General features: G+C 61.8%; 19 protein-coding genes. 13 read left to right on the forward strand and 6 right to left on the reverse strand.

Going from position 1 to position 22,067, the window contains the following annotated elements; all coding sequences use genetic code 11:
- Positions 1 to 342: 342 nt before the first annotated feature.
- Together QFZ70_RS03505 and QFZ70_RS03510 are read left to right on the forward strand one after the other, a co-directional pair.
- Positions 343 to 1,662 (forward strand): BTAD domain-containing putative transcriptional regulator, encoded by a 1,320-nt coding sequence (locus tag QFZ70_RS03505; RefSeq protein ID WP_307094118.1) that lies wholly within the window; start codon positions 343 to 345, stop codon positions 1,660 to 1,662.
- Positions 1,663 to 1,677: 15 nt separating this feature from the next.
- Entirely contained in the window at positions 1,678 to 2,694 is a 1,017-nt protein-coding gene (locus QFZ70_RS03510) for a serine hydrolase (RefSeq protein WP_307094119.1), read from the forward strand.
- 158 nt (positions 2,695 to 2,852) lie between these two features.
- Here the strand turns inward: QFZ70_RS03510 and QFZ70_RS03515 are convergent, their stop codons facing one another.
- A complete protein-coding gene (locus tag QFZ70_RS03515) occupies positions 2,853 to 3,827 on the reverse strand; it encodes a type IV toxin-antitoxin system AbiEi family antitoxin domain-containing protein (protein WP_307094120.1) in 975 nt (324 codons plus the stop codon).
- Between the two features lie 382 nt (positions 3,828 to 4,209).
- On the opposite strand from QFZ70_RS03515, the gene paaA reads away from it, so the two are divergent.
- The 11 genes from paaA to galU all read left to right on the forward strand — a co-directional run bounded on the left by paaA (position 4,210) and on the right by galU (position 15,498).
- Entirely contained in the window at positions 4,210 to 5,262 is a 1,053-nt protein-coding gene (gene paaA, locus QFZ70_RS03520) for a 1,2-phenylacetyl-CoA epoxidase subunit PaaA (RefSeq protein ID WP_307094121.1), read from the forward strand.
- Positions 5,259 to 5,702 (forward strand): 1,2-phenylacetyl-CoA epoxidase subunit PaaB, encoded by a 444-nt coding sequence (gene paaB / locus QFZ70_RS03525; protein ID WP_307094122.1) that lies wholly within the window; start codon positions 5,259 to 5,261, stop codon positions 5,700 to 5,702. Before paaA ends, paaB begins: the two co-directional genes overlap by 4 nt.
- Positions 5,699 to 6,622, forward strand: a complete 924-nt coding sequence (paaC, locus tag QFZ70_RS03530) for a 1,2-phenylacetyl-CoA epoxidase subunit PaaC (protein ID WP_307094123.1) — start codon at positions 5,699 to 5,701, stop codon at positions 6,620 to 6,622. The genes paaB and paaC overlap by 4 nt, the downstream gene beginning before the upstream one ends.
- On the forward strand, positions 6,619 to 7,155 hold the full coding sequence (gene paaD / locus QFZ70_RS03535; protein WP_307094124.1) for a 1,2-phenylacetyl-CoA epoxidase subunit PaaD: 537 nt from the start codon (positions 6,619 to 6,621) through the stop codon (positions 7,153 to 7,155). The genes paaC and paaD overlap by 4 nt, the downstream gene beginning before the upstream one ends.
- Positions 7,156 to 7,164: 9 nt before the next feature.
- Positions 7,165 to 8,406, forward strand: coding sequence for a 1,2-phenylacetyl-CoA epoxidase subunit PaaE (gene paaE, locus QFZ70_RS03540; protein ID WP_307094125.1), 1,242 nt, complete (start codon positions 7,165 to 7,167; stop codon positions 8,404 to 8,406).
- Between the two features lie 30 nt (positions 8,407 to 8,436).
- Complete coding sequence (locus QFZ70_RS03545) at positions 8,437 to 9,216, forward strand: enoyl-CoA hydratase/isomerase family protein (protein WP_307094126.1); 780 nt, start codon at positions 8,437 to 8,439, stop codon at positions 9,214 to 9,216.
- Between the two features lie 1,221 nt (positions 9,217 to 10,437).
- Positions 10,438 to 10,719 (forward strand): PqqD family protein, encoded by a 282-nt coding sequence (locus QFZ70_RS03550; protein WP_307094127.1) that lies wholly within the window; start codon positions 10,438 to 10,440, stop codon positions 10,717 to 10,719.
- A gap of 22 nt (positions 10,720 to 10,741) precedes the next feature.
- Positions 10,742 to 11,938, forward strand: coding sequence for a hypothetical protein (locus QFZ70_RS03555; RefSeq protein WP_307094128.1), 1,197 nt, complete (start codon positions 10,742 to 10,744; stop codon positions 11,936 to 11,938).
- A 92-nt stretch (positions 11,939 to 12,030) separates the two neighbouring features.
- The gene (locus QFZ70_RS03560) at positions 12,031 to 13,611 is read left to right on the forward strand and encodes a polysaccharide biosynthesis tyrosine autokinase (RefSeq protein ID WP_307094129.1); all 1,581 of its coding nucleotides are present in this window, start codon (positions 12,031 to 12,033) and stop codon (positions 13,609 to 13,611) included.
- A gap of 3 nt (positions 13,612 to 13,614) precedes the next feature.
- On the forward strand, positions 13,615 to 14,394 hold the full coding sequence (locus QFZ70_RS03565) for a nucleotidyltransferase family protein (protein ID WP_307094130.1): 780 nt from the start codon (positions 13,615 to 13,617) through the stop codon (positions 14,392 to 14,394).
- A gap of 219 nt (positions 14,395 to 14,613) precedes the next feature.
- Positions 14,614 to 15,498 carry a UTP--glucose-1-phosphate uridylyltransferase GalU gene (gene galU / locus QFZ70_RS03570; RefSeq protein ID WP_307094131.1) on the forward strand — a complete coding sequence of 295 codons (885 nt, stop codon included), beginning with the start codon at positions 14,614 to 14,616 and terminating at the stop codon, positions 15,496 to 15,498.
- Between the two features lie 18 nt (positions 15,499 to 15,516).
- Here galU and QFZ70_RS03575 read toward each other — a convergent pair whose 3' ends face one another.
- The 5 genes from QFZ70_RS03575 to QFZ70_RS03595 all read right to left on the reverse strand — a co-directional run bounded on the left by QFZ70_RS03575 (position 15,517) and on the right by QFZ70_RS03595 (position 21,898).
- Positions 15,517 to 15,915 (reverse strand): VanZ family protein, encoded by a 399-nt coding sequence (locus QFZ70_RS03575; protein WP_307094132.1) that lies wholly within the window; start codon positions 15,913 to 15,915, stop codon positions 15,517 to 15,519.
- A gap of 320 nt (positions 15,916 to 16,235) precedes the next feature.
- Positions 16,236 to 16,844, reverse strand: coding sequence for an LPXTG cell wall anchor domain-containing protein (locus tag QFZ70_RS03580; protein WP_307094133.1), 609 nt, complete (start codon positions 16,842 to 16,844; stop codon positions 16,236 to 16,238).
- 181 nt (positions 16,845 to 17,025) lie between these two features.
- Positions 17,026 to 18,867: a DUF4012 domain-containing protein gene (locus tag QFZ70_RS03585; protein ID WP_307094134.1), complete on the reverse strand. Its 1,842-nt coding sequence runs from the start codon at positions 18,865 to 18,867 to the stop codon at positions 17,026 to 17,028.
- Between the two features lie 62 nt (positions 18,868 to 18,929).
- Entirely contained in the window at positions 18,930 to 20,372 is a 1,443-nt protein-coding gene (locus QFZ70_RS03590; RefSeq protein WP_307094135.1) for a sugar transferase, read from the reverse strand.
- 44 nt (positions 20,373 to 20,416) lie between these two features.
- The gene (locus tag QFZ70_RS03595; RefSeq protein WP_307097787.1) at positions 20,417 to 21,898 is read right to left on the reverse strand and encodes a polysaccharide biosynthesis tyrosine autokinase; all 1,482 of its coding nucleotides are present in this window, start codon (positions 21,896 to 21,898) and stop codon (positions 20,417 to 20,419) included.
- Positions 21,899 to 22,067 lie beyond the last annotated feature (169 nt).

The following is a 22,067-nucleotide window of genomic DNA, read 5'->3' on the forward strand; positions in this document are numbered from 1 at the left end:
ACGAGAATGGGCCGGATACGAACATTCTTTCACTCGGGGCCTGCGCAGCCGGTACAAGGCGTGGTCCACGCGCTACCTGCGTGCTACCTAGGTTTTCCCAACGTCTGAAACCTATTCTCGACCTGCGGCCGTTTCACCAGCGAAAACGCGCCCGGCCACCTGCTTTTCCCCCGCAGCCCTGCCGGCCCTGTGTCGAATAACAATCCGCGTACCGGCTAAGAAACCAAGTACTCGGCGGAAACTGGCCAGTGAAGAAGCGAGTACCCACCACTGTGGTTCGCCTGATTCCCCGTCGCTTCAATGGGTTCTATCGCAGGAACGAACTACTTGGGGGAAGCTCTCGTGATTACTTTGGAACTGGCTAATGACACTGTCCGTGCAGGCCACGCTGTTGACGCACCGCCGCAGGCGCCGGCGCTTCAGATTTCGGTTTTCGGCCCGTTGACCATCCGCCGCGGCGACATCGAGCTGAGCGCCAACGACCTTGGCGGGCCCAAGCCCCGCCAGGTACTCGAAATTCTGCTGATGAATTTCGGCGCACCAGTGTCGAAGGCCCGGCTTATGGATTTGCTGTGGCATGGCAATCCCCCGGTGGTTGCACTGCCTACCCTCGAAAGCTATGTCAGTGTCCTGCGGCGCAGCCTTCAGCCCGGTGCCGGGCGGACAGGTCCCTTGCGGACGGTCACCGGCGGCTACGCGATAGACCGCTCGCTGGTGGACCTGGATCTGGACCGGTTCGAAACGCTCACCAGGCTGGCAGGCCAGGCTGGGCCCCGCGAGGCGCTGACCCTGCTGACCGAGGCACTGGACCTGGCGTCCGGGCCGCTGCTGGGTGACGAGCTGCTGCCGGCCTGGGCGGAGGAGGAGCGGGCTACCCATGCAGCGCGCCTGGCCCTCGCCCGCGTCGCGGCTGCTGAAGCCGCGCTCGCCGTTGGCGAAGTGGGCATGGCGATTTCCCTGGGCGGCGCGGCGGTAAAGGAAGATGCGCTCAATGAACGCGCTTGGACGGCCCTGATCGTTGGGCTTGAGCGGAACGGCGAGAACACGGAAGCCCTGCGGGCGTTCGACCGCTGCCGCAGGATCCTCGATGAGGAATTGGGCTGCGCCCCTGGTCCGGCCTTGAAAAAGGCGCAGGCCAGGCTCCTGATGAGCACAGCGGCCACAGCTGCACCCGCAGCCGTCCGTCACAACCTTTCCGTGGTCACGGAAAACACTGCCAATGCAGCCATCAAGCAGGACACCGATCGCCTGCAGATCCTGATCGTAGACGACCACACAACGTTTTCCGACCTGCTGGCCGGGGCACTGGACCGCGAGCCGGACCTGCACAGCGTAGGAGTGGCAAAGTCTGTGGCATCCGCAGTGACGTCGTTCCGCGAGCTGCGGCCCGACGTCGTGATTTTGGACCTCTATCTTCCGGACGGCTCCGGACTCGACGCTGCCGAGCGCATCCTCTCCGAAGCGCCGAAAACCCGGATTGTTATGCTGACCGGGAATCCGTCCCAGGAGGCGCTGTGTGAGGCCGCCCGCATCGGGATCTGCGGTTTCCTCCCGAAGGACGGCTCCCTCGGAATCGTGCTGGACACCCTGAGGCACGCCCACGTGGGCAACATGATCGTGAACTCGTCCCTGGTGGCGAGGTGGGGCGCCACCGCCGCGTGAACCGGTGACGCCGAGATGAACACCTTCCGCGGTGCGGACCACGCCGGGATCCGGCACCTCAGGCTGGGCTGGCACACTACCCGGCGGGCGCGCCTCCTTGCCGCGCTGGCCGTCGCGGTCCTGGGAACAACCACTTTCGCACCAGCACCCCCGCCGTTCACCACCGCTTTGGCCGCCCCGGCCGCGCCGGCCGCCCGGAATGAAACACTTCCGTCGCCGGCCGCCCGGAAGGAAACACGTCCGTCTCAGAGCGCGACGGCGACGGCAAAGGCAGCCGTGCCAGTCACGCCGCCTGCGCCAACGGTTCCTGCGCCGGCGGTTACCGCCGTGCCGGGCCTCCAAACAGATGCTGCCAAACTCGAGGTCGAGATCAACGGCATTATCGGGGCCAACAGCGCGTACCAGCTGGGGGTGGCCCTGATCGACACCGCAGACGGCGCCGTTTACCAGTACGGGGTCCGGGAAAAATTTGTGGCCGCCAGCACGGGGAAGATACTGGCTGCGGCCGCGTACTACCACTTTGCCGAAACCGGCCAGCTATCCCTGGCCGCCCCGCTTGGCGGCGGGACCGCCGCGTTCCAGATCCAGCTAATGATCCAGCAAAGCAACAACGAGTCCTGGGCGCTGATCGTTGGAGCCATCGGATACCAGCGGATCCATGATTACGCAGCGCTAATCGGGATCGCCTACGACAGGACTTTCAACACCCTCTCCCCGGCAGAAACGGCCAGGACACTGAGCCTGCTCTACAACGGACAGCTGATCAGTGGGGAACACACCACCCAGTTGCTCTCCTACATGCAGCACACCAACTACGAAACGCTGATTCCCGCCGCTGTCCCGCCGGGCATCACTGTGTTCCATAAGTACGGGCTGCTGAACGGGAACCTGCACGACGCGAGCATCCTGGTCCGGAACGGCCACGCGTACGTTTTTGTGGTGTACACCCTGGGTGCGGGTATGGGGGACATACCCGCACGCGCTGCGGTCATCCATCAACTCACCCGCGCCGTGGTTTCCAACCTGTTCTAAGCTAATCCCTCCTTGCAACGGCCCGCCTTGCGATGCCGCGCTGGAGTAGCGCCGAGGTCCCGTTGCTTGGGCCCTCGCGCCCACTGAACTTCAGGAACCTGCGCTGCGTACATTCCGCTCCGACGCCCACATGCCGGGTGCGTCAGGGAATAACAGTGTCAGTGGGGCGTTTGCGCGTCGGTGACCGCAGAACGCGTACGACGGCGGGGCACACCCGCCGCAGCCAACATGCGTTCCAGCGTCCCGGCCTGCATGAGGTCCGCCCAATCCCACCGCACCACGTTGATTCCCAAGGCGCGGATTCGGTTTTCGCGCTTCTTTTCCATCACGACGGCTTGCGACGCTGTCTTGCCCTTCAGGTACTCGGGCTTGACGTACTTCTCCTCGCCATCAAATTCACCAACAACTTTGGACCGCTTCCAATAGAAGTCCATGTAGCCCACCAAGCCGGCGGCGTCGGAAATCTGGTGTTGGAGGACCGGAGCTTCGAAGCCGGCCAGATGAATCAGGGCCCGGCTCAAGGACTCCCCGGCCGAGCCGGAGGCGGGATCCGCAAACGCTATGGCCGCCCGCATCCTCCGCCCGGCAGCAGCGCCATAGATCGAACCGATGCCGGCCTCCAGTTCAGCCTTAGTGACGGCAGGCAGTCGCCGGGCCCCGTCCGGCCGAAGCACGTGGTCCAGCGGGGCTACAGCTTCGGTGAAGGGAATGAACGCCGCAAGGTCCAGGACAGTTCGGATGCGGTCGGTGACAAGGATGCCCTCCCGCCGGACCAGGCTAAGACCCGCTGGCGCGGCGAAGTGGCGGCTGACTCCGGCACGTGACCGGCCGCCGTCGTTCTTCAAAGTGAGCGCCTCCACTGGATGGTGCTGTCCAATCGTTGGTATACCCCACACGCTTGCGGCCGAGCGCCGCGCGAAGACTGTGGGCTTCTCGAACGTTTCCGCGGCTGCCTGGACGCGGAGCCGGTACTGCTCCCAGGGCTTCAGTGCCCGCCAGGCCACCCCGTTTGTGTAGACGCCGTGCCGGATGCGGACCAGGGCGCCGGCCCTCACCCGCTTGGCGAGCTCATTCGGGGTCAGCCCGTGCAGGATGCGGTCGCGGGATAAAAGGAGCGGCGGAAGGTCTGGCATGTATCGAATCTGGCATCCTCGGATCACCGACGGGAGGTGCGTGTACCGCTATGTGAAGAAGTGCTGGCGACGCGTCTGCTCCGTTCCGACCCGCAGTTTCCTTGGCGCACCTGGAATATGGGCTGCGGAGAGGTAGGTCCGCGTCGAAAAGGAGTTCGCTCGTCGCAGGGTGGGCAATGGCAGGGTGGTCAATGGGGGGAGGAGTTGGGCCGAGATCCCCGGAACGTACGACGGCGGCCCGCGCCTTACGAGCGTCGGACCACCTCACGGGGACCCGGCAGAACGGCCCCACGCTTGACGGTCCCGAACGCTTCCGCATATCCTGAACGAACGGTCGGTAAATAATTCCGCACGTCCCGAAGGTCTTTGCATAGGAGCAACCATGGCAGCGCAGAACTTGCAGTCAGTGCCGGCTGAGCCAACCCCGCGCGAGCAGGATCCGCAGGAGCAGGCCCGGCTCGCGGCCCAGGAAGCGGACGGCCAGGCCAACTTCGACCGCGTTATGGCCGAGGACTCGCGCATTGAGCCAAAAGACTGGATGCCGGCGCCCTACCGCAAGACCCTCCTGCGCCAGATCTCCCAGCACGCCCACTCCGAGATTATTGGCATGCAGCCGGAGGCCAACTGGATTTCCCGCGCCCCCAGCCTGAAGCGCAAGGCCATCCTCATGGCCAAGGTCCAGGACGAGGCCGGCCACGGTCTCTACCTCTATAGCGCCGCCGAAACCCTGGGCCAGAGCCGCGACAAGATGATGGAAGACCTCATCGCCGGCAAAGCACGGTACTCGAGCATCTTCAACTACCCGGCGCTCACCTGGGCGGACATGGGGGCCATCGGCTGGCTGGTGGACGGCGCCGCCATCTGCAACCAGGTCCCGCTGTGCCGTGCCTCCTACGGCCCCTACGGCCGCGCCATGGTGCGCATCTGCAAGGAAGAATCGTTCCACCAGCGCCAGGGCTTCGAGATCCTCCTCGAACTCTCCAACGGCACCCCCGCGCAGAAGCAGATGGCCCAGGACGCCGTAAACCGCTGGTACGCCCCGTCCCTGATGATGTTCGGCCCGCCGGACGACGATTCGCCCAACTCCAAGCAGTCCATGGCCTGGAACATCAAGCGCTTCAGCAACGACGAACTCCGCAGCCGCTTCGTGGGCATGATGGTGGAGCAGGTCCGGGTCCTGGGCCTCACCCTCCCCGATGACCAGATCCGCTACAACGAGGACACCAAAAAGTGGGAGCACGGCCCGCTGGACTGGCACGAGTTCCAGGAAGTCCTCGCCGGCCGCGGCCCCTGCAACGCCCAGCGCCTTGAGCGCCGGAGGGCAGCGCACGACGACGGCGCCTGGGTCCGCGAGGCAGCCGCAGCTTATGCGGACAAACAGCGAGCAAAACAGCAGGCCAAACAGTCAATGAAGACGAAGGAATACGCAGCATGAGCCCCCACGGCAACCCGGAAGTTCCCGCCAGCTCGGCCGTAGACATCAACAGCAACGCACCCAAGGTCTCGGCCGGCCCCGACAGCACAGCCTCCGCCTCAGCGCCGGCGCCGGCTGCCGAATCAAAGCCGGCAGTTGAACCTGCTGAAACGCAGGGCCGCAACGCCTGGGGCCTGTGGGAAGTATTCGTCCGGTCCAGCCGCGGCCTGTCCCACGTCCACGCCGGATCACTGCACGCACCGGATGCCGCGATGGCCCTGCGCAACGCCCGCGACCTCTACACCCGCCGCAACGAGGGCGTTTCCATTTGGGTTGTCCCGGCCGACGCCATCGCCGCCAGCGATCCTGACTCCAAGGGCTCGTTCTTCGAGTCGCCCCAGGGCAAGGACTACCGGCACGCCACGTACTACACCAAGAGCGAAGGGGTAAAGCACCTGTGAGCCCCGAAGCACCTGTGACCCCCGAGACCACAACAGGCCACGGCGACATCTCCACCGGCGTGGCAGCCCCAACAGCAGGCGGCGACTCCAACGCCAGCGCCACCCGAATCACCCCCGGCAACGCGCTGCGCCCGGAGGACATCGCGCTCGAGGTCCGCACGGGCGTCGCCAAACCAACAGAAGACGTTGCAGAGTACGCACTGAGGCTCGGCGACGACGCCCTGATCCTCGCTCAGCGCCTGGGCCACTGGATCTCCCGCGCCCCGGAACTGGAGGAGGACGTGGCCCTGGGCAACATCGCCCTGGACCAGCTGGGCCACGCCCGGAGTTTCCTCAGCTACGCCGGGGGAGCCTGGGACAAGTCCGAGGACGACCTCGCCTACTTCCGCCGCGAGCACGAGTTCCGCAGTGTCCAGCTGTTCGAGCAGCCCAACGGCGACTTCGCGGTGACCATCGCCCGCCAGTTCATCGTTAGCTACTACCAGTTCGAGCTGTACCGCAGGCTCACCGAATCAACGGACGCCACAATCGCAGCCATCGCCGCCAAGGCCGTGAAGGAAGTGGACTACCACCGGGACCACAGCGCCCAGTGGATTCTCCGCCTGGCCGGCGGCACGGACGAGTCGCGCCGCAGGATGATCCACGGACTGCGCCTGATGTGGCCGTACGTCAACGAACTGTTCCAGGACGATGACCTGACGCAGCGGCTCGCCGAGGCGGGTGCCGCCGTCGCGCCTTCCAGCCTGCGTGAGGACTTTGACCGGCTCACCGGCGAAGTCCTCACGGAAGCCGAGCTTGAGGTGCCGGACGTCCCGGCAGCCCCCGGCGGCGGCCGGCACGGCAGGCACTCGGAGCACCTAGGCTACCTCCTGGCCGAGATGCAGGTGCTGGCCCGCGAGCATCCCGGAGCGGGCTGGTGACTGCCGTGGCAATCTACGTGAGTGACTTCGAAACAAAGAGGGCGACGCCGGAGCAACAGGCGTGGGACATCGCCGCCACCGTGTGCGATCCCGAGATCCCCGTGCTCACCATCGCGGACCTGGGCATCCTCAGGAACGTGCAGGTGACGGACAACAACGTCATAGTCACCATCACTCCCACCTACTCGGGCTGCCCGGCCATGGACGCCATCCGCGACGACCTCAAAGCGGCGTTCACAAAAGAAGGCTACACAGACGTCGAGGTGGACCTGGTGCTCGCCCCGGCCTGGACCACGGACTGGATGACGGACGCCGGAAAGGCGAAGCTGCAGGAGTACGGCATCGCCCCGCCGTCGGGCATGGCAAATGCAGCACGGCACGCCGGCCCCATCAGGCTCAGCATGGCGGTCAAGTGCCCGCAGTGCGCCAGCCTGCACACCAAGGAACTCACCCGCTTCGGCTCCACCTCCTGCAAGGCGCTGTACGTGTGCCAGGACTGCAAGGAACCGTTCGACTACTTCAAAGTGCTGTAAGGAAGCCCCATGCCTGTTGTCCGCCAGACCGCCGCCGAAACGGCGCAGGCCACCGGCCGCCGTCGTCCGTCCTTCCACACCCTCGCCGTGAAGGAGGTGCGCCGGCTCACCGAGGACGCCATCGAGGTGGGCTTCCACGTCCCCAGCGAGCTCGCCGGCCAGTTCGACTACCTGCCCGGCCAGTACGTGGCCCTGCGCACCAAGCTCCCCGATGAAACCGGCGAGCTGCACGAGGTGCGCAGGAGCTACTCCATCTGCGCCGAGCCGCGCAGCTTCGCGGACGGCAGCAGCGAGATCCGGGTGGCGGTGAAGAAGGACCTGGGCGGGCTGTTCTCCACCTGGGCCAACGCGGAGCTGAAAGCCGGGGACACCCTGGACGTGATGAGTCCCATGGGCGCGTTTGTGTCCAGGCACGGCCGGGACGGCACCGCGGTGGAGCAGAACCGGATGAACTCCATGAACAACCCGGAGGAGCTGGCGGGGGACGTCGCCGCCCACGGGGAAGCGAGCTTTGTGGCCATCGCCGCAGGGAGCGGCATCACCCCGGTGATCGCGATCGCCCGGACGCTGCTGGCCGCCAACCCGGAGTCGCGGTTCGACCTGATCTACGCCAACAAGGCCGCCATGGACGTGATGTTCCTGGAGGAGCTGGCGGACCTGAAGGACAAGTACCCGCAGCGGCTGGCCATCCACCACGTGCTGTCCCGTGAGCAGCGGATCGCGCCGCTGCTCAGCGGAAGGATCGACGCCGAGAAGCTCCAGCAGCTGCTGGGCACGGCCATCCACGCGGACGATGTGGACGAGTGGTTCCTGTGCGGGCCCTTCGAGCTGGTGCAGCTGTGCCGGGACACGCTGGCCGAGCGCGGCGTGAAGCCGGAGAACATCCGGTTCGAGCTGTTCACGTCCGGCAAGCCGGACAAGCCGGAGGGGCACGCGGGCCGGCCCGTGGTGGTGGATGAGTCCAAGGAGACGTACAAGATCACGTTCAAGCTGGACGGCCTGCAGGGCGAGGTGGCCAGCCCCACCCACGCCCGCGAGTCCATCCTGAACGCCGCGCTGCGGGTCCGCCCGGATGTGCCGTTCGCGTGCGCCGGGGGAGTGTGCGGCACGTGCCGGGCCAAGGTGGTCACCGGCAGCGTGACCATGGACGAAAACTACGCGCTGGAGCAGGATGAGCTGGACAAGGGGTACGTGCTGACCTGCCAGAGCCACCCCACCAGCAAGGAAGTCACCGTCGACTTCGACGTCTAAAGCCTGACCGGTCCCAACATAGGAGCCCGAATGATTTCCCTCTCCATCAGCAACAACATCGCCGAGGTTGTCCTGGACGCCCCGCACAAGCTGAACTCGCTGGATGAGCAGGCGCTGGCGGACCTGTCCCAGGCGTACGACGACGCTGCTGCCGCCGCCTCCCGCGGTGAGGTGCGGGCGCTGCTGCTGAGGGGAGAGGGCCGCGCTTTCTGCGCGGGCCGGGACATCCAGAACGTGACGCCGGAGAATGACGACGCCGCCGCGTACCTGGGCGGGCTGGTGGAGCCGCTGCTGAAGAAGATGAGCGCGTTCCCGGCGCCCACGTTCGCGGCGGCCCATGGTGCCTGCCTGGGCGTGGGGCTGGGGCTGCTGCTGGCCACGGACGTGGTGTACGTGGCGGAGAACGCCAAGTTCGGGTCGCCGTTCGCCAAGCTGGGTGCCACGCTGGATTCGGGCGGGCACTGGTTCTTCACCGAGCGGCTGGGCATGCACCGGACGCTGGACCTGATCTACACGGCCGAGCTGATGAGCGGCGCAGAGGCCGTGGCGCAGGGGCTGTTCAGCCGGGCGATGCCGGCGGATGAGCTGCTGGAGATTACCCGGGCTATTGTCGGCCGAGTGGCCCGCGGCGCCACCGGCGCCTTTACCGCAAGCAAGGAACTGGTCGCGCACATCCGTGACCAGCGCCTGGGCCTGTGGGAAGCCATGGCAGAGGAGAACGCTGAGCAGGCACGGCTCTGCAAAACCGACGACTACGCCGAGGGTTTCAGGGCTTTCCAGGAGAAGCGCGAGCCTAAGTTCACCGGCTGAGGGCGTCCGGAACGCCGTTGGGGGCTTAGGGAGGCACCGCGTAGCCGGGTTAGGTAGGTACGGGTGGCCTGAAGGAACGGGTAGCGCTTACTCGTGTTTCCCGCTTCGGTTGGTTGTTGACTAGGAATTGCCGGCGAGGCGAGGGCGTTCGCAAGCGAAAGCTCCCGCCCCAGCATTCGCCGGCACCCTAATGAGTCTCTCGGCGAGCCGGGAGGATTCAGGAACGGCGGGATACCATGCGAGTCAGATTATCCACCGGGGACGGCATTTCCCTCTCGACCTGCCCGCACCAATTCGTTGGCCGGTGCGATGACTGTTCCACGTCAGCAGGCCTGAGCGAATCCGACCAGATGGTGACGGATGAAGGCGGAACTACGTTTTCGGCCGAGGCTGGCACTTAACCCACCCTGAGACGTATTGAACTCGGCGCAGCTATCGCCGCTGGTGGGAAGCGTTATTGACCCGATAGTCCAATCTTGATTCAACCTTGCAGGTTGATTGCAGGAATCTTAAGTGTGCTTAGGAATAGTAGGCGAAGTCGGGAAAACGCCCGGCTAATCCCCGCAGCCGGTGTACAAGACCTGGTGCTGCGGCTGACACCTACATGGGGGCGCACTTGTCTGAGGTTCTGAATGCGACGGTCGATGGCAGCAAAGAGACCGGCTTCAGCCGTCGCAGGGTGGTCAAGGGCGTGGCATGGACATTGCCGGTTATCGCTACAGCTATCGCCGCGCCGGCCGCAGCTGCGTCGCCGCCGCCGATTAGTGCAACAGCAAGTTGGGTTAGTGGCGCGGCCCCCCAGTTCTCCAAAATTGGGGGCGGCGGCACCAAATACGGCGGAACTGCTCCAGCAACTCTTAGCCTCAAGAACACCGGGACTTCATCATTCACGGGCACTATTAGCGTGACGACTACCCTGTCCCCGGTGGGGACTGTGCTAGTAGGAATAGGCGTTGAGTCGCTACTGCCTGCTGCTGTGTCCGGCCCTATCTCTTTTACACAGCGTCAGTCGACTGTGTCCTTTTCGTACACTGGGACTATCGGCAGCGGTCAGACCACCACGTTCTCGGCTTTGTACAACTATGAAACGATCAATCCAAAACCGAGCAACGTTGCCTATTCCTACGTTATGACCACGACAGTGGTCCTAACAGCCAACGCCGGCGGTTCGCTTTCGCTGGCGCCCACCACCAGTCCTAACCCCACCATCCAGTTCTAACAATGGTCTGGAAACGTGGCGGCCTGGTGGCAGAAGCACGTACTCAATCCGAGGGCCGGGTGGCACTGCTGCACTTGGATGCAACCCAGCCCGTCGTTCTGGAAGGTACAGCTGCAATCATTTGGGACCTGATCAATGGGCACCGAAGCGAGCAAGACATCCTGATTGAACTTGAAGCCGCTTTCGAGGACCTGGCCGGCCAGATGCAGGCCCAGGTCGAAGAGTTCCTTGCATGCCTTGAAGCCCAGCGCCTGATTGAGGCTGCACACACCACTTCGCTCTAACAGCTTTAGGTCCGGGGGGATCATGACCGACGTACAGATGGCGTGCGCGCTAAACGGGTTTGAGGAGATGCAGGGCGGTAGTGATTTGTTCTGCGTGGACGTCCTTGGCGTGCAGTTCGCCGTTCGTTGGGGCCGCGAAGTCACCCGGAAGCAGTGGGATGCCATGCGCTTGGTCTGGGAACGGTGTGCCAGCAGCCAGGAGCCATTGGTTCCGCCGCTGCCGGTCGAGCCTACCGACTCGCAGCCGTTCTCGGCGTCAGTCAGTTACCAGACACTGGCGAACGATGCCGGCACTTTCCTGTTGCAGGCTGCCTCTTTCGACGAGTTGGCTGAGAACCTCACTTCCAGGTTGACGGTGGTTGCTATCTTGGCCAACGCCGGTGAACTAATGATGCTCCACGCCTGCGGAGTAGCGGATCCGCTCACAGGGGCGGTGGTGGCGCTCGTGGCCAAGTCGGGAACGGGCAAGACCACCGCGTCTTCGGTCCTGGCGAAAACGTATGGGTATGTCACGGACGAAACCGTGGCTATCCGCCCGGACGGATCGGTTATTCCGTACCCGAAGCCACTGTCAGTGAAGCAAGGGCCGGGCCGGCCCAAGCGACAGGTAGGACCGGATGAGCTCGGACTTCATCCAGCCCCTACCAAGCCCTTTATCCAGTCCATCGTGTTGTTGAACCGGGTCCAAAGGGACCGTCCGGTGGCCCCGGTGCTGGAGCGAGTCCCGCTGGCTGATGCGGTACTCGCCCTGATCCCGGACTCGTCCTCGCAGGGCGAGGTCGATGAGCCGCTGCAGTCGCTCTGCCGCCTTATCGACAGCGTCGGGGGAGTCTGGCAGGTGACCTATTCGGAAGCAGCAGAGCTAACCGCGGCATTGGAACCCTTGTTCCGGGCGCAGCCCGGGACAGAGGCTGAGTGGGAGGGCCGGGCATCAGGCGGTGCCCATTCTGGGCACACCCCGAACGGTTGCGTTCGGCGCACAACACCAAAGGACGCTGTGGCTGTCGATGGTGACCTGCTACTAATGCTGGACGACGAGATTGTGCGGCTCAGTGGGATCGGCCCGGCCATCTGGGAAGCATCCGCCAACCCAATCAGGCTGGACCAGCTCGCTGACGAAGTCGGGAAGGTGCACGGCAGGCCGGAAGGTTACCGGGACGCCGTCGCCGCAGCAACAGAACAGCTCATTGCGAAATCAATTTTGGAACACGGCCGCTAGTAGCCGCCAACCGCTTGGGGGACCACTCGAAGCAGTACCCCGGTAATGAACGCCGGGACAGGAAACAGAGAATTTGAGTGGAAGGAACCACTATGAGCACAACAGCGACGCCGCCCGCGGAAGCGCCCGCAGGGATGGATCTGACGGACTACCTGCGGATACTTCGGGTGTACTGGAAGGCCATCGTCGCCTTCACCCTGTTGGGCACCGTAACCGCGGGCGGGTCGACCGTTCTTCAGCCCAAGGTCTACTCCTCTGATTCCAGCGGTATCGTGGTGACACCGGGCTCGGACAACGTAAGCCTGTCACTCGCCGGGGACAGCCTGGCCAAAGCCAAGGTCAAGAACTACGAGTCCGTGGCAAAGTCTCGACTCGTGGCAGACCGTGTCATCGCTTCCCTGGAGCTGAAAACCACCGCGGACGCCCTGCTTGGCACCATAAGCGTGAAGGTCCCGATGGACACCGCAGAAATCAAGGTCACGGCCAAGTCGGCTGACCCGGCCACCGCTCAGCGCGTGGCGGATGCCTGGGTCAACGGCTTGGCCGCCCAGGTGGAAGCAATCGAAACGGCAACTCCTGCAGAAACAATTGTTGAGCCCGGTACGGCAGCAACGCCCAACGCCGGTTCACCGGCGAATGCCACGGCTACGGCTGTCCGTGTGCTTCCGTTGGGCAAGGCGGTCGTTCCTACCAGCCCGACTTCACCCAACACCAAGCTCAACCTTGCGTTGGGCGCACTTGTTGGTTTGGCCCTCGGTATGGCCTACGCAGTGGTCCGCCGTCACCTCGACCGGCGCCTCCGCAAGGCCGCCGAAATCGAACGGCTCTTCGGTGTCCCCGTGATCGGCACTCTTCCGTTGGACCATCGTCTGGACGGGAAGAGCACCGTTTTGGACTCTGGCACCGCATCGCAAGTTCACGACGCCGGCGGAGCGATGGCCGAAGCCCTCCGGGAACTCCGCACCAACCTCAGCTTTCTTGACGTGGACCAGCCGCCGCGGATCATCGTGGTCACCAGCTCGGTCCAGTCAGAAGGCAAGTCCACTGTCACTGCTAACCTGGCGGTCACCATGGCAGCTGCCGGCGAAAACGTCGTGGTGGTCGACGGCGACCTCCGCCGGCCAACTTTGGTGGATGTTTTCAATCTCGTTCCGGGAGTGGGGGTTACCGATGTCCTCACCGGCACTACTGAATTGGCGGATGTCCTCCAGCCTTGGGGTGCCCTGCCGAATCTCTCAATCCTTGGTTCAGGCCGCATCCCGCCGAACCCCAGCGAGCTGCTGGGGTCCAGGGCCATGAAGAACATGCTGAATTCCTTGGCCGAGGATGCAATCGTCCTGATTGACGCCCCGCCGCTGCTTCCGGTGACTGATGCAGCCGTCCTCTCCCGCGTGGCGGATGGAGCCATCGTGGTGATCCGGACGGGCAAAACCACTCAGGAACAGCTTTCACAGTCCCTGGGGAACCTGGAGAAGGTCAAGGGCCGAATTCTGGGCGCGGTTCTCAACTACCTGCCAACCCGGGGAACAGACGCCTACTCCTACTACGGAACCTATACCTCCGCGCCCGGTCCGACGCTTGCGGCGGAAGTACCGGGCGCTGGCGCGCGGCGAGGCACAGAAGTCGAAGGCGCCCTCGAAGCGGTATCCGCCGGACGCAGGGCCAGGGACTAGATAATGCCAGCGAGGCACACTGGCGGTGAAACGCAGCTCAGCCTTGCTGAGGGCGTGCTCTTGGGCCATGCCATGGCAGCGCGGGTGGCGGATGGGCTGGGCATCCGGGCTTTCTTTATTAAGGGACCTGCGAGTGCAATGCAGGGCCTGCGCCAGCCCAAGACCTCCGCTGACATCGACGTCTTCGTGTCACCCTCCAGCCTGGAACAGATGTTGCAAGGCCTGAGGTGGCGGGGCTGGCGGGAACGCCCCGTGGATCCCGACAGCACGACATTTCCGAAGCACTCGGTTACCGTCTACCACCCTAAATGGCCTTGTTGCATCGATGTCCACTTCCGCTTCCCCGGGATGGAAAGTCCGGCCGCTGACTGCTTCGAGGTCATGTGGGCGAACACCGATCATCTAAAGCTTGCAGGACAGGTGGGGCGGGTCCCGTCACCGGCGCTGGGAATTCTGATCCTGGCACTGCACGCCCTCCGGTCGCCCCAGTTGCCTGCTTCCCGGCAGGAGCTCGACTTCTTGGCCCGCCTCTCCGAGCGGCAATCGCACGCGCTTGCCATCCTGGAAATCGCGACTGCCACCGGCTCTCTGGCGGCGGTGCGCCCGTTCCTCGAGGACCTCCTTCCTGAAACCGCTGAGTTGGGGTGGCCGCAGCCTTCTGCCGAATGGCGGAACCGCCTAATGGCCAGGGAACCGGGAGAGCGCCCGGCTCATTGCTATTATCCTGGCACCATGGCACGACAAACCAAAGATGCTGTGGCGCGCGGTCGTCGCTCGTTCTGAGGTCTTCCTGAGCGGGAACATCTACGCTGACATGTCCCTACGAGGACGACTCTCGCAGCACCGGGACAGGTGGGCCCGGTTTCTCCGCGCAGTACCGCACATTCTGCGGGATCTGAGGCACCTCGGTGGTTGAAGAGGGGGCCGGTGATTGCGCCTGGGCACAACACCGAAGACCGCCGTAAATTGCCTTTATCTCCCGCTGATTTGTATGGTTCAGCTATGACAACGGGGAAAGCAATAACCAAAGCCGTCATTCCTGCTGCCGGATTGGGAACTCGCTTCCTGCCCGCCACCAAGGCAATGCCGAAGGAAATGTTGCCGGTAGTGGATCGTCCGGCCATCCAGTACGTGGTTGAGGAAGCCGTAAAATCCGGTCTCACCGACCTGCTGATGATCACGGGGCGTAACAAGCGCTCCCTCGAGGACCACTTCGACCGTGAGCCGGGCCTGGAGCGTGCGCTGGAGCTCAAGGGCGATAAGGACCGCCTCGAGTCGGTGCATTACGCCTCGGAGCTGGGGCCCATCCACTACGTCCGTCAGGGGGAGGCTAAAGGCCTCGGCCACGCGGTACTCTGCGCGCAGCAGCACGTGGGTGACGAGCCGTTCGCGGTCCTGCTGGGCGACGACCTCATTGACGAGGACGAGGACCTGCTGAGCACCATGATGGAAGTGCAGCAGAAGACCGGCGGCTCCGTTATCGCCCTGATCGAGGTGGATCCGTCCCAGATCAGCGCTTACGGTTGCGCGGACATCACCGTCGTCGACGGCGAGGAGTACGTCCGCGTCAATAGCCTGGTGGAGAAGCCTTCCGCGGCGGAGGCTCCGTCCAACTTGGCCGTGATCGGCCGCTACGTGCTGCACCCGTCCGTGTTCGGCGTCCTGGAGAACACCAAGCCGGGCCGCGGTAACGAGATCCAGCTGACGGATGCACTGCAATCACTTGCTGCTGGCGAAGGCGCAGGCGTGTACGGCGTGGTCTACAAGGGCCGCCGCTTCGACACCGGCGACAAGCTGAGTTACCTCAAGGCCGTCATCACGCTCGCGTCCGAGCGCGTGGAGTTCGGCGAGGACCTAAAGACCTGGATGAAAGCCTTCGTCAACTAACCCACGCTTTACCGACTTTTAGAGGTCCGCTGCCGAACGGCGGCGGGCCTCTAGTCTTCTAACCAGCTGAGCTGACAGCAGGCCGCCTATGACAGCACCTGATGCATTTGTCACAAGGTCGAGAGGACTTGCAATACGGTTGTGAAGAAACAAGAGCTGGCCCAGTTCCATGCAGCCGGAAATTAGGAGTCCGAAGGCGCCAATTCGCCACCACTGCTTATCGGGGTAAGCGAGGGCGCAAACGAATCCGAGCGGGATGAAAAGTGCCACATTAGCCGAGGCCTCCACGAACTTGTAATTGAACCAGGCAGGAATTCCGTGCCGGTGAAGGAAGTTCAAAACGTTGGCGAGTTGGCCCTGCGCTGGCTGGTCCACCGGGCTTGGCCAGAAGGCGACGACAGCGAGCGGAACCAGCATGACAGCGAAGATGAGCCGCCAACGCTGGCGGTTATGGAAGTGCCTCAAGGTTAGTCTCAGGAAGCCTGTAGAACGGCGATCGCTCCCGTGCTAAGCGCTAGAATACCCGAGAGCCGCAGAAGGGCGTAGCGGGGCACCTGGAAGCGGGTAGCGGTGCAGAAAAATCCAATTCCCTTGGTGGTGTGCGCCAATGTCTCCCCATAGCCCTGATAGATACCATATGTCGGTGGTTGAGCTTGTCGACAGCTTAAAAGAAGAGGGTGGGTGTTTCTCCGTTTCCGGAGAACCACCCACCCTCTTCGGTGCTTGTTGGTATGGCGTTATGCAGCAGCCTCTACCTTGGCACGGCGGCGAACAACCATTACTGACGTTGCGCCGGCGGCAAGTGCGCCAGCGCCAACCAGCGTCCAGAGAACCAACCCGGAATCTGCGCCGGTGTTGGCCAAGCCCGTTCCTGTGTTGGCAAGGGGAGCGCCACCTGCGTTACCACCGGTGCCGGCAAGGGGTGCGCCTGCTTCAGAGAAGGTGGGATCAACCTTCACGGTGACAGGCCCAACGGTATTGCCCGAAATCGCGCCGGTAGCGGTGATGGAGTAGGTGCCGCTTTCGCTGATCGAAATCGGCAGCGAGAACCTGCCATCAGCATTCGCGGTCGTGGAGAGCGTCTGCGGCGCGAGGAAGACGTTGACCTTGGCGGCTACAGCTTGGCTACCTGCGGCCGGGGCCGTGCCGTCAACCGGTGTCACCGTGACGTTCACCGGTTCATTGGGGGCCATGCCGCCGCCGCTCAAGATGAAAGGTTCGTTGGGTGCGACTGCTGCATCGTCGACCACGATTTCGGGCGGGCTGGAAGTGTATGCCAGCGCCGGCGCGGCGCCGACGAGTGCAATGGAGCCTGCAAGTGCGAGTGCTGCGAGTGTTTTTTTCATGCTTGTCCCCCCGGAGACGTTATAAGTTTTGTTTACCCGATTCGAGGATTATTCCTCACCGCACGAGACCTGTGCAGAGTCGCCGGATAGTTATCCCGAGAAAAACCGTACCACCTGTATTGCTCTGTGAGCAATCTTAATCAGAACGGTTTACAAAGTGTTAACGGAATGCCCACTTGCGCTAGTCACAAAGAGCGGCGGCCGTGGGCAAGGTCACATCTTTTACGTCTTGGACGCCAGGTGTGACAACCACGTTAGGTTCCGTCTGTTGGACGATTTTCCCAAAAGTAAAGTCGACGGTACGGCTCTCTCCTGGTGCTAGCCGGATGGCAAGAACGCCTACTGGTCGGTTGCTGTGGAGATAGGGTGCGAACCCAGTTTGCTCCCCGTCCACTTTCGCCGTTTCCACGTTTGCCTGGACAGGACCATAAGCAATGACGTTTGTTTCCACCGATCCGGCCGGCACACCGAAGGTACCCCCGCCGGTGACGTACTCTGGCAAAGATGTCGCTGCATCCGCCGGGGCAGTGTTGGTGCTTGTGACGCGGACGGTTGTCTGCTCGTAGCCGTCCCTGGGGCACTCTTTGATGAGTTGAACAGTGCGCTTGACGTAGTAGTCCATTTTGGCCCCAGTGCCATCGTTGAAATAGACCCCATATTGAGCAGCGGGAATACTTTCGCGGGATACAGACCCACCGACCGGATACTTTTCGACTGTTCGCTGTTCCTCGGCGTGCGCGGACCACAAGAGAATCCGCTGTCCGTCTACTCCGCGCTTGATCCCTTCGAAAAGACCAGTAGGGTCACCACTTCCAGCGGCCAAGGTGGAAAAAATCTCCTTCGCCACTGCAGCGAAAAACAAATCCTGATGAGCCGGATCGGGTATAGCTGAGTACACATCTGACATGAGAACTTTGACAACATTGTCGCCGTTCAGTTCAGAAGGGAGCCTTGGAGAAACTGCCGATATCGCCTCATTGCTTAGCGTGATTGGACCAGTTGTATCCAAAATGTAGCTCAGTGCGACAGGATCGACAGACAAAACGCCATCGACAGTCTGACCAGTTTTTTTGCGCCAAATGTTACTAGCAGTGGTAGCGGCGGTTGGAAAATCGGGCGTTAGGTTGACATCCTGCATAAACGTTCCGATCCGTGTGGAGTAAATTGCCTCCTGTTCACTCTCGACTCCCACCGGCACTTGCATACGGCCTAAAGCATTGGCTGTTGTTTGTTCGCTCATTTCCATTTTGCCCTTATCCAGCGTGAGTACTGCCAATGCGGTAGGAATTCCTCCTGAAGCTCTGACTTCGGCATTGTTCTGGATCAGGAGCAGATAACGTCTTGGTTCGGAAGATCCCATCATTTTTGCCGCTATGCCTGCTGCGTCTCCTGCAGCAGTGAGGGTCTTGCCGGCGGTGCGGAGTTGATTCCTAGCATCAACCAGAGGCTCGGCAATTTCACCAAGTAGGCCTCCCGTCTCGATACCTTCGAGACGCGACGCAGAGGCGCTTACCGCATGAGCTGCGGCTGCCAACCGAGGCCCGGCTTGCTCGATCGAGGATAAGTCTGCTCCCGAACCGCTAGGCATCAGAGTCGACCAATCTATCGTCCCGACTACTTCCACTAGTGGCTTGAGCCCAAGTGTTGCAACATCGTCGGCTGATCTTGCCACTTCGCTTATAGCTGAGACGTTGGGTCCTATCCAGGGCATGGCAGAGGCGATGACCCAAACTGGGTCCTCGCTTGCCTTTCGCGCTGCCTTGGTACTTTCCTGCAGTGCATCCACTTTCTGAGCAGCCAAGTCAGGATTGTTGTCCAAAACTGCTTGCTGCAGATGGGCAATAAGTATATTGCTCCGTTGTAGCTCTTGTTGTATGACTGAAGCCTTAGCCCCCGTCCATGCGGCTAAGACGATCAATAATAAAAGGAAAAGACCCAGCGAAAAAAGGACCTTGACGGTTGGGCGCATCGATTTCCGGCGTCGACCGTTCTGTGACGATGATGCAGAAGATGATTTGCTCATTTCGTGCGTAGTGTTCATATTACGACCCGCCCCTCAGCGAACAACGTGACAGCAGCATGAGCCTAGAAAGCTCCAGTGCGATGGAAAACGGCACGGATCGTTCGCGCGAGAATAAGAAGATCCCCTGAAAGTGACCAATTTTCGACGTAGAACAAATCAAGCCGGACCGAGTCCTCCCAAGAGAGTAAAGACCTTCCACTCACCTGCCACAGGCCAGTTAGGCCGGGGCGGACTAGTAGGCGCCGGTGCACATGTGGTTCATACCTATCGACTTCCGATGGGAGAGGAGGGCGCGGACCGACAAGGCTCATCGTTCCGTTTATCACGTTGAAGAGTTGCGGCAATTCGTCAAGGCTGTATCGTCGAAGGAACTTCCCAACTCGCGTTACTCTTGGATCATTACGAATCTTGAAAAGAACATCATTTCCTTGATTGAGGGAACTCAGATTGCGAAGTTGGCTTTCGGCATCAACGACCATTGATCGAAACTTGAACATTTGAAACCTAGCGCCATAAGCGCCGACACGTTCCTGACTGAAGAGGAAGGGTCCTGGACTATCTACGCGCACAACTACTGCCAAAAGCAGTAGTAGCGGTGCAAGCAGCGTAATTAGAACCCCAGCGCCCACGAGGTCAAAGACCCGTTTTACGAATTGCTGCCGCGGGGCAAGATTTGGGGTGGACACGTGAATGAGTGGGAGCCCGGCAATAGGTTGCGTATGAATCCTCGGGCCGGCCACATCCGTGAGGGCAGGGGCCATGATCATGCGCACATCAAGGTCGGCGAGAGCCCAACCTAGCGCTCGGATGGTGGTAGGTGGAAGCTGCACTCCACTCGACAGTGCTACAGCGTCCGGTCCGAAGGCTTCGATTGTTTTTGCGATTTCCGTAGCGTCTGTGCTGTGTCCAAGTGTCGGCAACGCAAGATCCCCAGCTATTCGCGTGCCATCAGGGGTTCCTGGTAGGTAGGTGGCTACGGGCAAATAGCCAGCCATGGGATGAAGGGTCAGGGACCGGGCCAGATGCTCGACACTGCTTGGCCCTCCGATGATCAAAACTCGTGACAAGCTTCGTCCGAGCTGCCGGTCCACTTGCAGTGCTTGCCGTACCAGAAACCGCGCCATCACGAGACTGAGGACCCCTGCTGGCAGCGCCAGGGCCACGTAGCCGCGAGCAGTCTCGAACTGAAAAGTGTAAGAAACGATAGCGATGAGACCAAAGAACCAGACAGAAGAGCCGACAACTCGCTTGTATTCTTCGTGGCCGTATCCGAGTATCCGTGAATCCCTGCTACCCCAAACTGAGAGCATGATCCACCAACTGGTCGCGAGAAGCGTGGCGATCACTACGTCCGGGACTCCGGTACGTGTCATATTCTCGCTCTGGATAGTGCCAAATCTTGCGAGGACAGCACCGAATATGGCCCACAAGACAACGAAGGCGTCAACCGCTGCGATTCGTCGCCCATAACGGGCACGCCAATTGAGCGAATCACGTTGTGCCATAACTTGTCCCCAGAAATTGTTGTATTTTACGAGTATCCCTCGTCCTATTGGGTGAGCGTCTCACGGCGTGCAACTGCCCTAGCCCGTGCAAGTGTGGCATCTCCGCCATTGTCTGCTTTCGTGACACTACTTCCCATAGGCGGCGGGGTTTTACGCGAGCGGCTAGGACGCGTTTCAGGCTGGTATGTGTAGTAGCTATAGGCGTACGCATCCGGCCCCTTAGTGGGGACCAGGTTCAATATGACGCCTAATAAGTCAGCGTCGACCATCGTAAGGGCGTCCAGCGACTTGGCTAGTTCGGGTTCGCGCACGCGACCTGAACCAACAACAAGAACAACGCCCCCCACCTGTTGTGCGAGCACAGCTGCGTCAGTAACCGGGAGCAGTGGCGGCGCGTCGATAATGACGGCATCAAAGGCATCTTCAAGTCTTTGTATCAGCTCTCTCATCGCCTCCGAGCCAAGGAGTTCGCTCGGGTTCGGCGGTATCTGACCTGACGTCAGGACGAAAAGTTGATCTTCGCCCCAAGGTTGAAGCAATTCGTTGACATCAGCGCTCCCGATGAGGGCGGTTGTGAGTCCGGCCCCACCCTCCAGTCCTAAATAGTCATCGATTCTTGGACGCCGTAAGTCGGCATCGACAAGCACCACCGTCTGTCCGCCTTGCGCCATGGCGATGGCCAAGTTGGTGGCCGTCGTACTTTTGCCCTCCCCAGGCAGGGAAGATGTGACGAGAATCGCTTTGGACTCGTGACTGACGTGAGCGAATTGCATGTTGGTCCGAATTTGACGGAATGACTCAGCGCGGGGGCTCTGCGGCGGAGCCTGTGTCAAAAGAGGCTTCTTTGTCGCATCAACATCGTAAGCAACTCCCCCTAGAATGGGTGAATCGGTGATCCTTCGTATGTCTTGCTCGCCTATGACCTTTGTATCCATTTTCGAGCGAAGTAGCGCAAGTCCTAGTCCGACCGCCAAGCCGGCCAAGGCGCCCAAAACCAGATTCAGGCGAGTGTTGGGCGCCGCTGGCGAAACCGGAGCGCTTGCGGGCGTGATTACGGACAAGCGAACGGGGGACGCGTCGCCATCACCCGTACGTTCGATGTCATCAATCACTGCTATGAGGCTTTCGCCGACCGCTTGTGCTATAGCCGACGCTTGAACTGGCGATGAATCGGATGCATTGATCGAGATGATGACTGTGTTGGAGTCGGACGTCGCGCTTACCTTCTTACTCAACTCCGCAGGCGTCGCCTCCAAGCCTAGGTCGTCAATCACAGGCTGAAGGACGACAGGAGAAGCAACCGTTTCTACGTAGGACTGAACCCGCGCCTGGCTGAAGGTGTTTCCCTGCTGAAGCTCAGACACCGTTCCGGCGTTTTGTATGGCGACAAAGAGCTGAGTCTTCGCGGTGTAGGTAGGCTTGATTGCCATTGATGACACTGCTGCCGCGCCCAGGCCAAGCAGCGTAAGCGTCGTAATCAGGACCCAATGGCGTCTGAGCACACGCAAATAGTCACTAATATCCAAGATGTTGGCCCTTCTGACGACAAAGTCACGACTAAACCGATAGAAACGGTTTTCCACAGTCTATCCGAGCGCCTGCGTTCAACATCCCGTTTGGCCGATGTGGTGGGACGTCAGCCCCGTCCACGCCCCTGAGCCCGTTAGCAGAAACGCGCTCAACGCTTCTGGTAGC

It is taken from the genome of Arthrobacter sp. V1I9 (genome assembly GCF_030817075.1).
Classification (GTDB): Bacteria; Actinomycetota; Actinomycetes; order Actinomycetales; family Micrococcaceae; genus Arthrobacter.

Bases quoted from the DNA above. Each gene is read 5' to 3' on its own strand.
- QFZ70_RS03510 (WP_307094119.1), top strand. From the start codon at position 1,678: ATGAACACCTTCCGCGGTGCGGACCACGCCGGGATCCGGCACCTCAGG.
- QFZ70_RS03515 (WP_307094120.1), bottom strand. From the start codon at position 3,827: ATGCCAGACCTTCCGCCGCTCCTTTTATCCCGCGACCGCATCCTGCAC.
- paaA (WP_307094121.1), top strand. From the start codon at position 4,210: ATGGCAGCGCAGAACTTGCAGTCAGTGCCGGCTGAGCCAACCCCGCGC.
- paaB (WP_307094122.1), top strand. From the start codon at position 5,259: ATGAGCCCCCACGGCAACCCGGAAGTTCCCGCCAGCTCGGCCGTAGAC.
- paaE (WP_307094125.1), top strand. From the start codon at position 7,165: ATGCCTGTTGTCCGCCAGACCGCCGCCGAAACGGCGCAGGCCACCGGC.
- QFZ70_RS03545 (WP_307094126.1), top strand. From the start codon at position 8,437: ATGATTTCCCTCTCCATCAGCAACAACATCGCCGAGGTTGTCCTGGAC.
- QFZ70_RS03550 (WP_307094127.1), top strand. From the start codon at position 10,438: ATGGTCTGGAAACGTGGCGGCCTGGTGGCAGAAGCACGTACTCAATCC.
- QFZ70_RS03555 (WP_307094128.1), top strand. From the start codon at position 10,742: ATGACCGACGTACAGATGGCGTGCGCGCTAAACGGGTTTGAGGAGATG.
- QFZ70_RS03560 (WP_307094129.1), top strand. From the start codon at position 12,031: ATGAGCACAACAGCGACGCCGCCCGCGGAAGCGCCCGCAGGGATGGAT.
- QFZ70_RS03565 (WP_307094130.1), top strand. From the start codon at position 13,615: ATGCCAGCGAGGCACACTGGCGGTGAAACGCAGCTCAGCCTTGCTGAG.
- galU (WP_307094131.1), top strand. From the start codon at position 14,614: ATGACAACGGGGAAAGCAATAACCAAAGCCGTCATTCCTGCTGCCGGA.
- QFZ70_RS03575 (WP_307094132.1), bottom strand. From the start codon at position 15,915: ATGCTGGTTCCGCTCGCTGTCGTCGCCTTCTGGCCAAGCCCGGTGGAC.
- QFZ70_RS03580 (WP_307094133.1), bottom strand. From the start codon at position 16,844: ATGAAAAAAACACTCGCAGCACTCGCACTTGCAGGCTCCATTGCACTC.
- QFZ70_RS03585 (WP_307094134.1), bottom strand. From the start codon at position 18,867: ATGAGCAAATCATCTTCTGCATCATCGTCACAGAACGGTCGACGCCGG.
- QFZ70_RS03590 (WP_307094135.1), bottom strand. From the start codon at position 20,372: ATGGCACAACGTGATTCGCTCAATTGGCGTGCCCGTTATGGGCGACGA.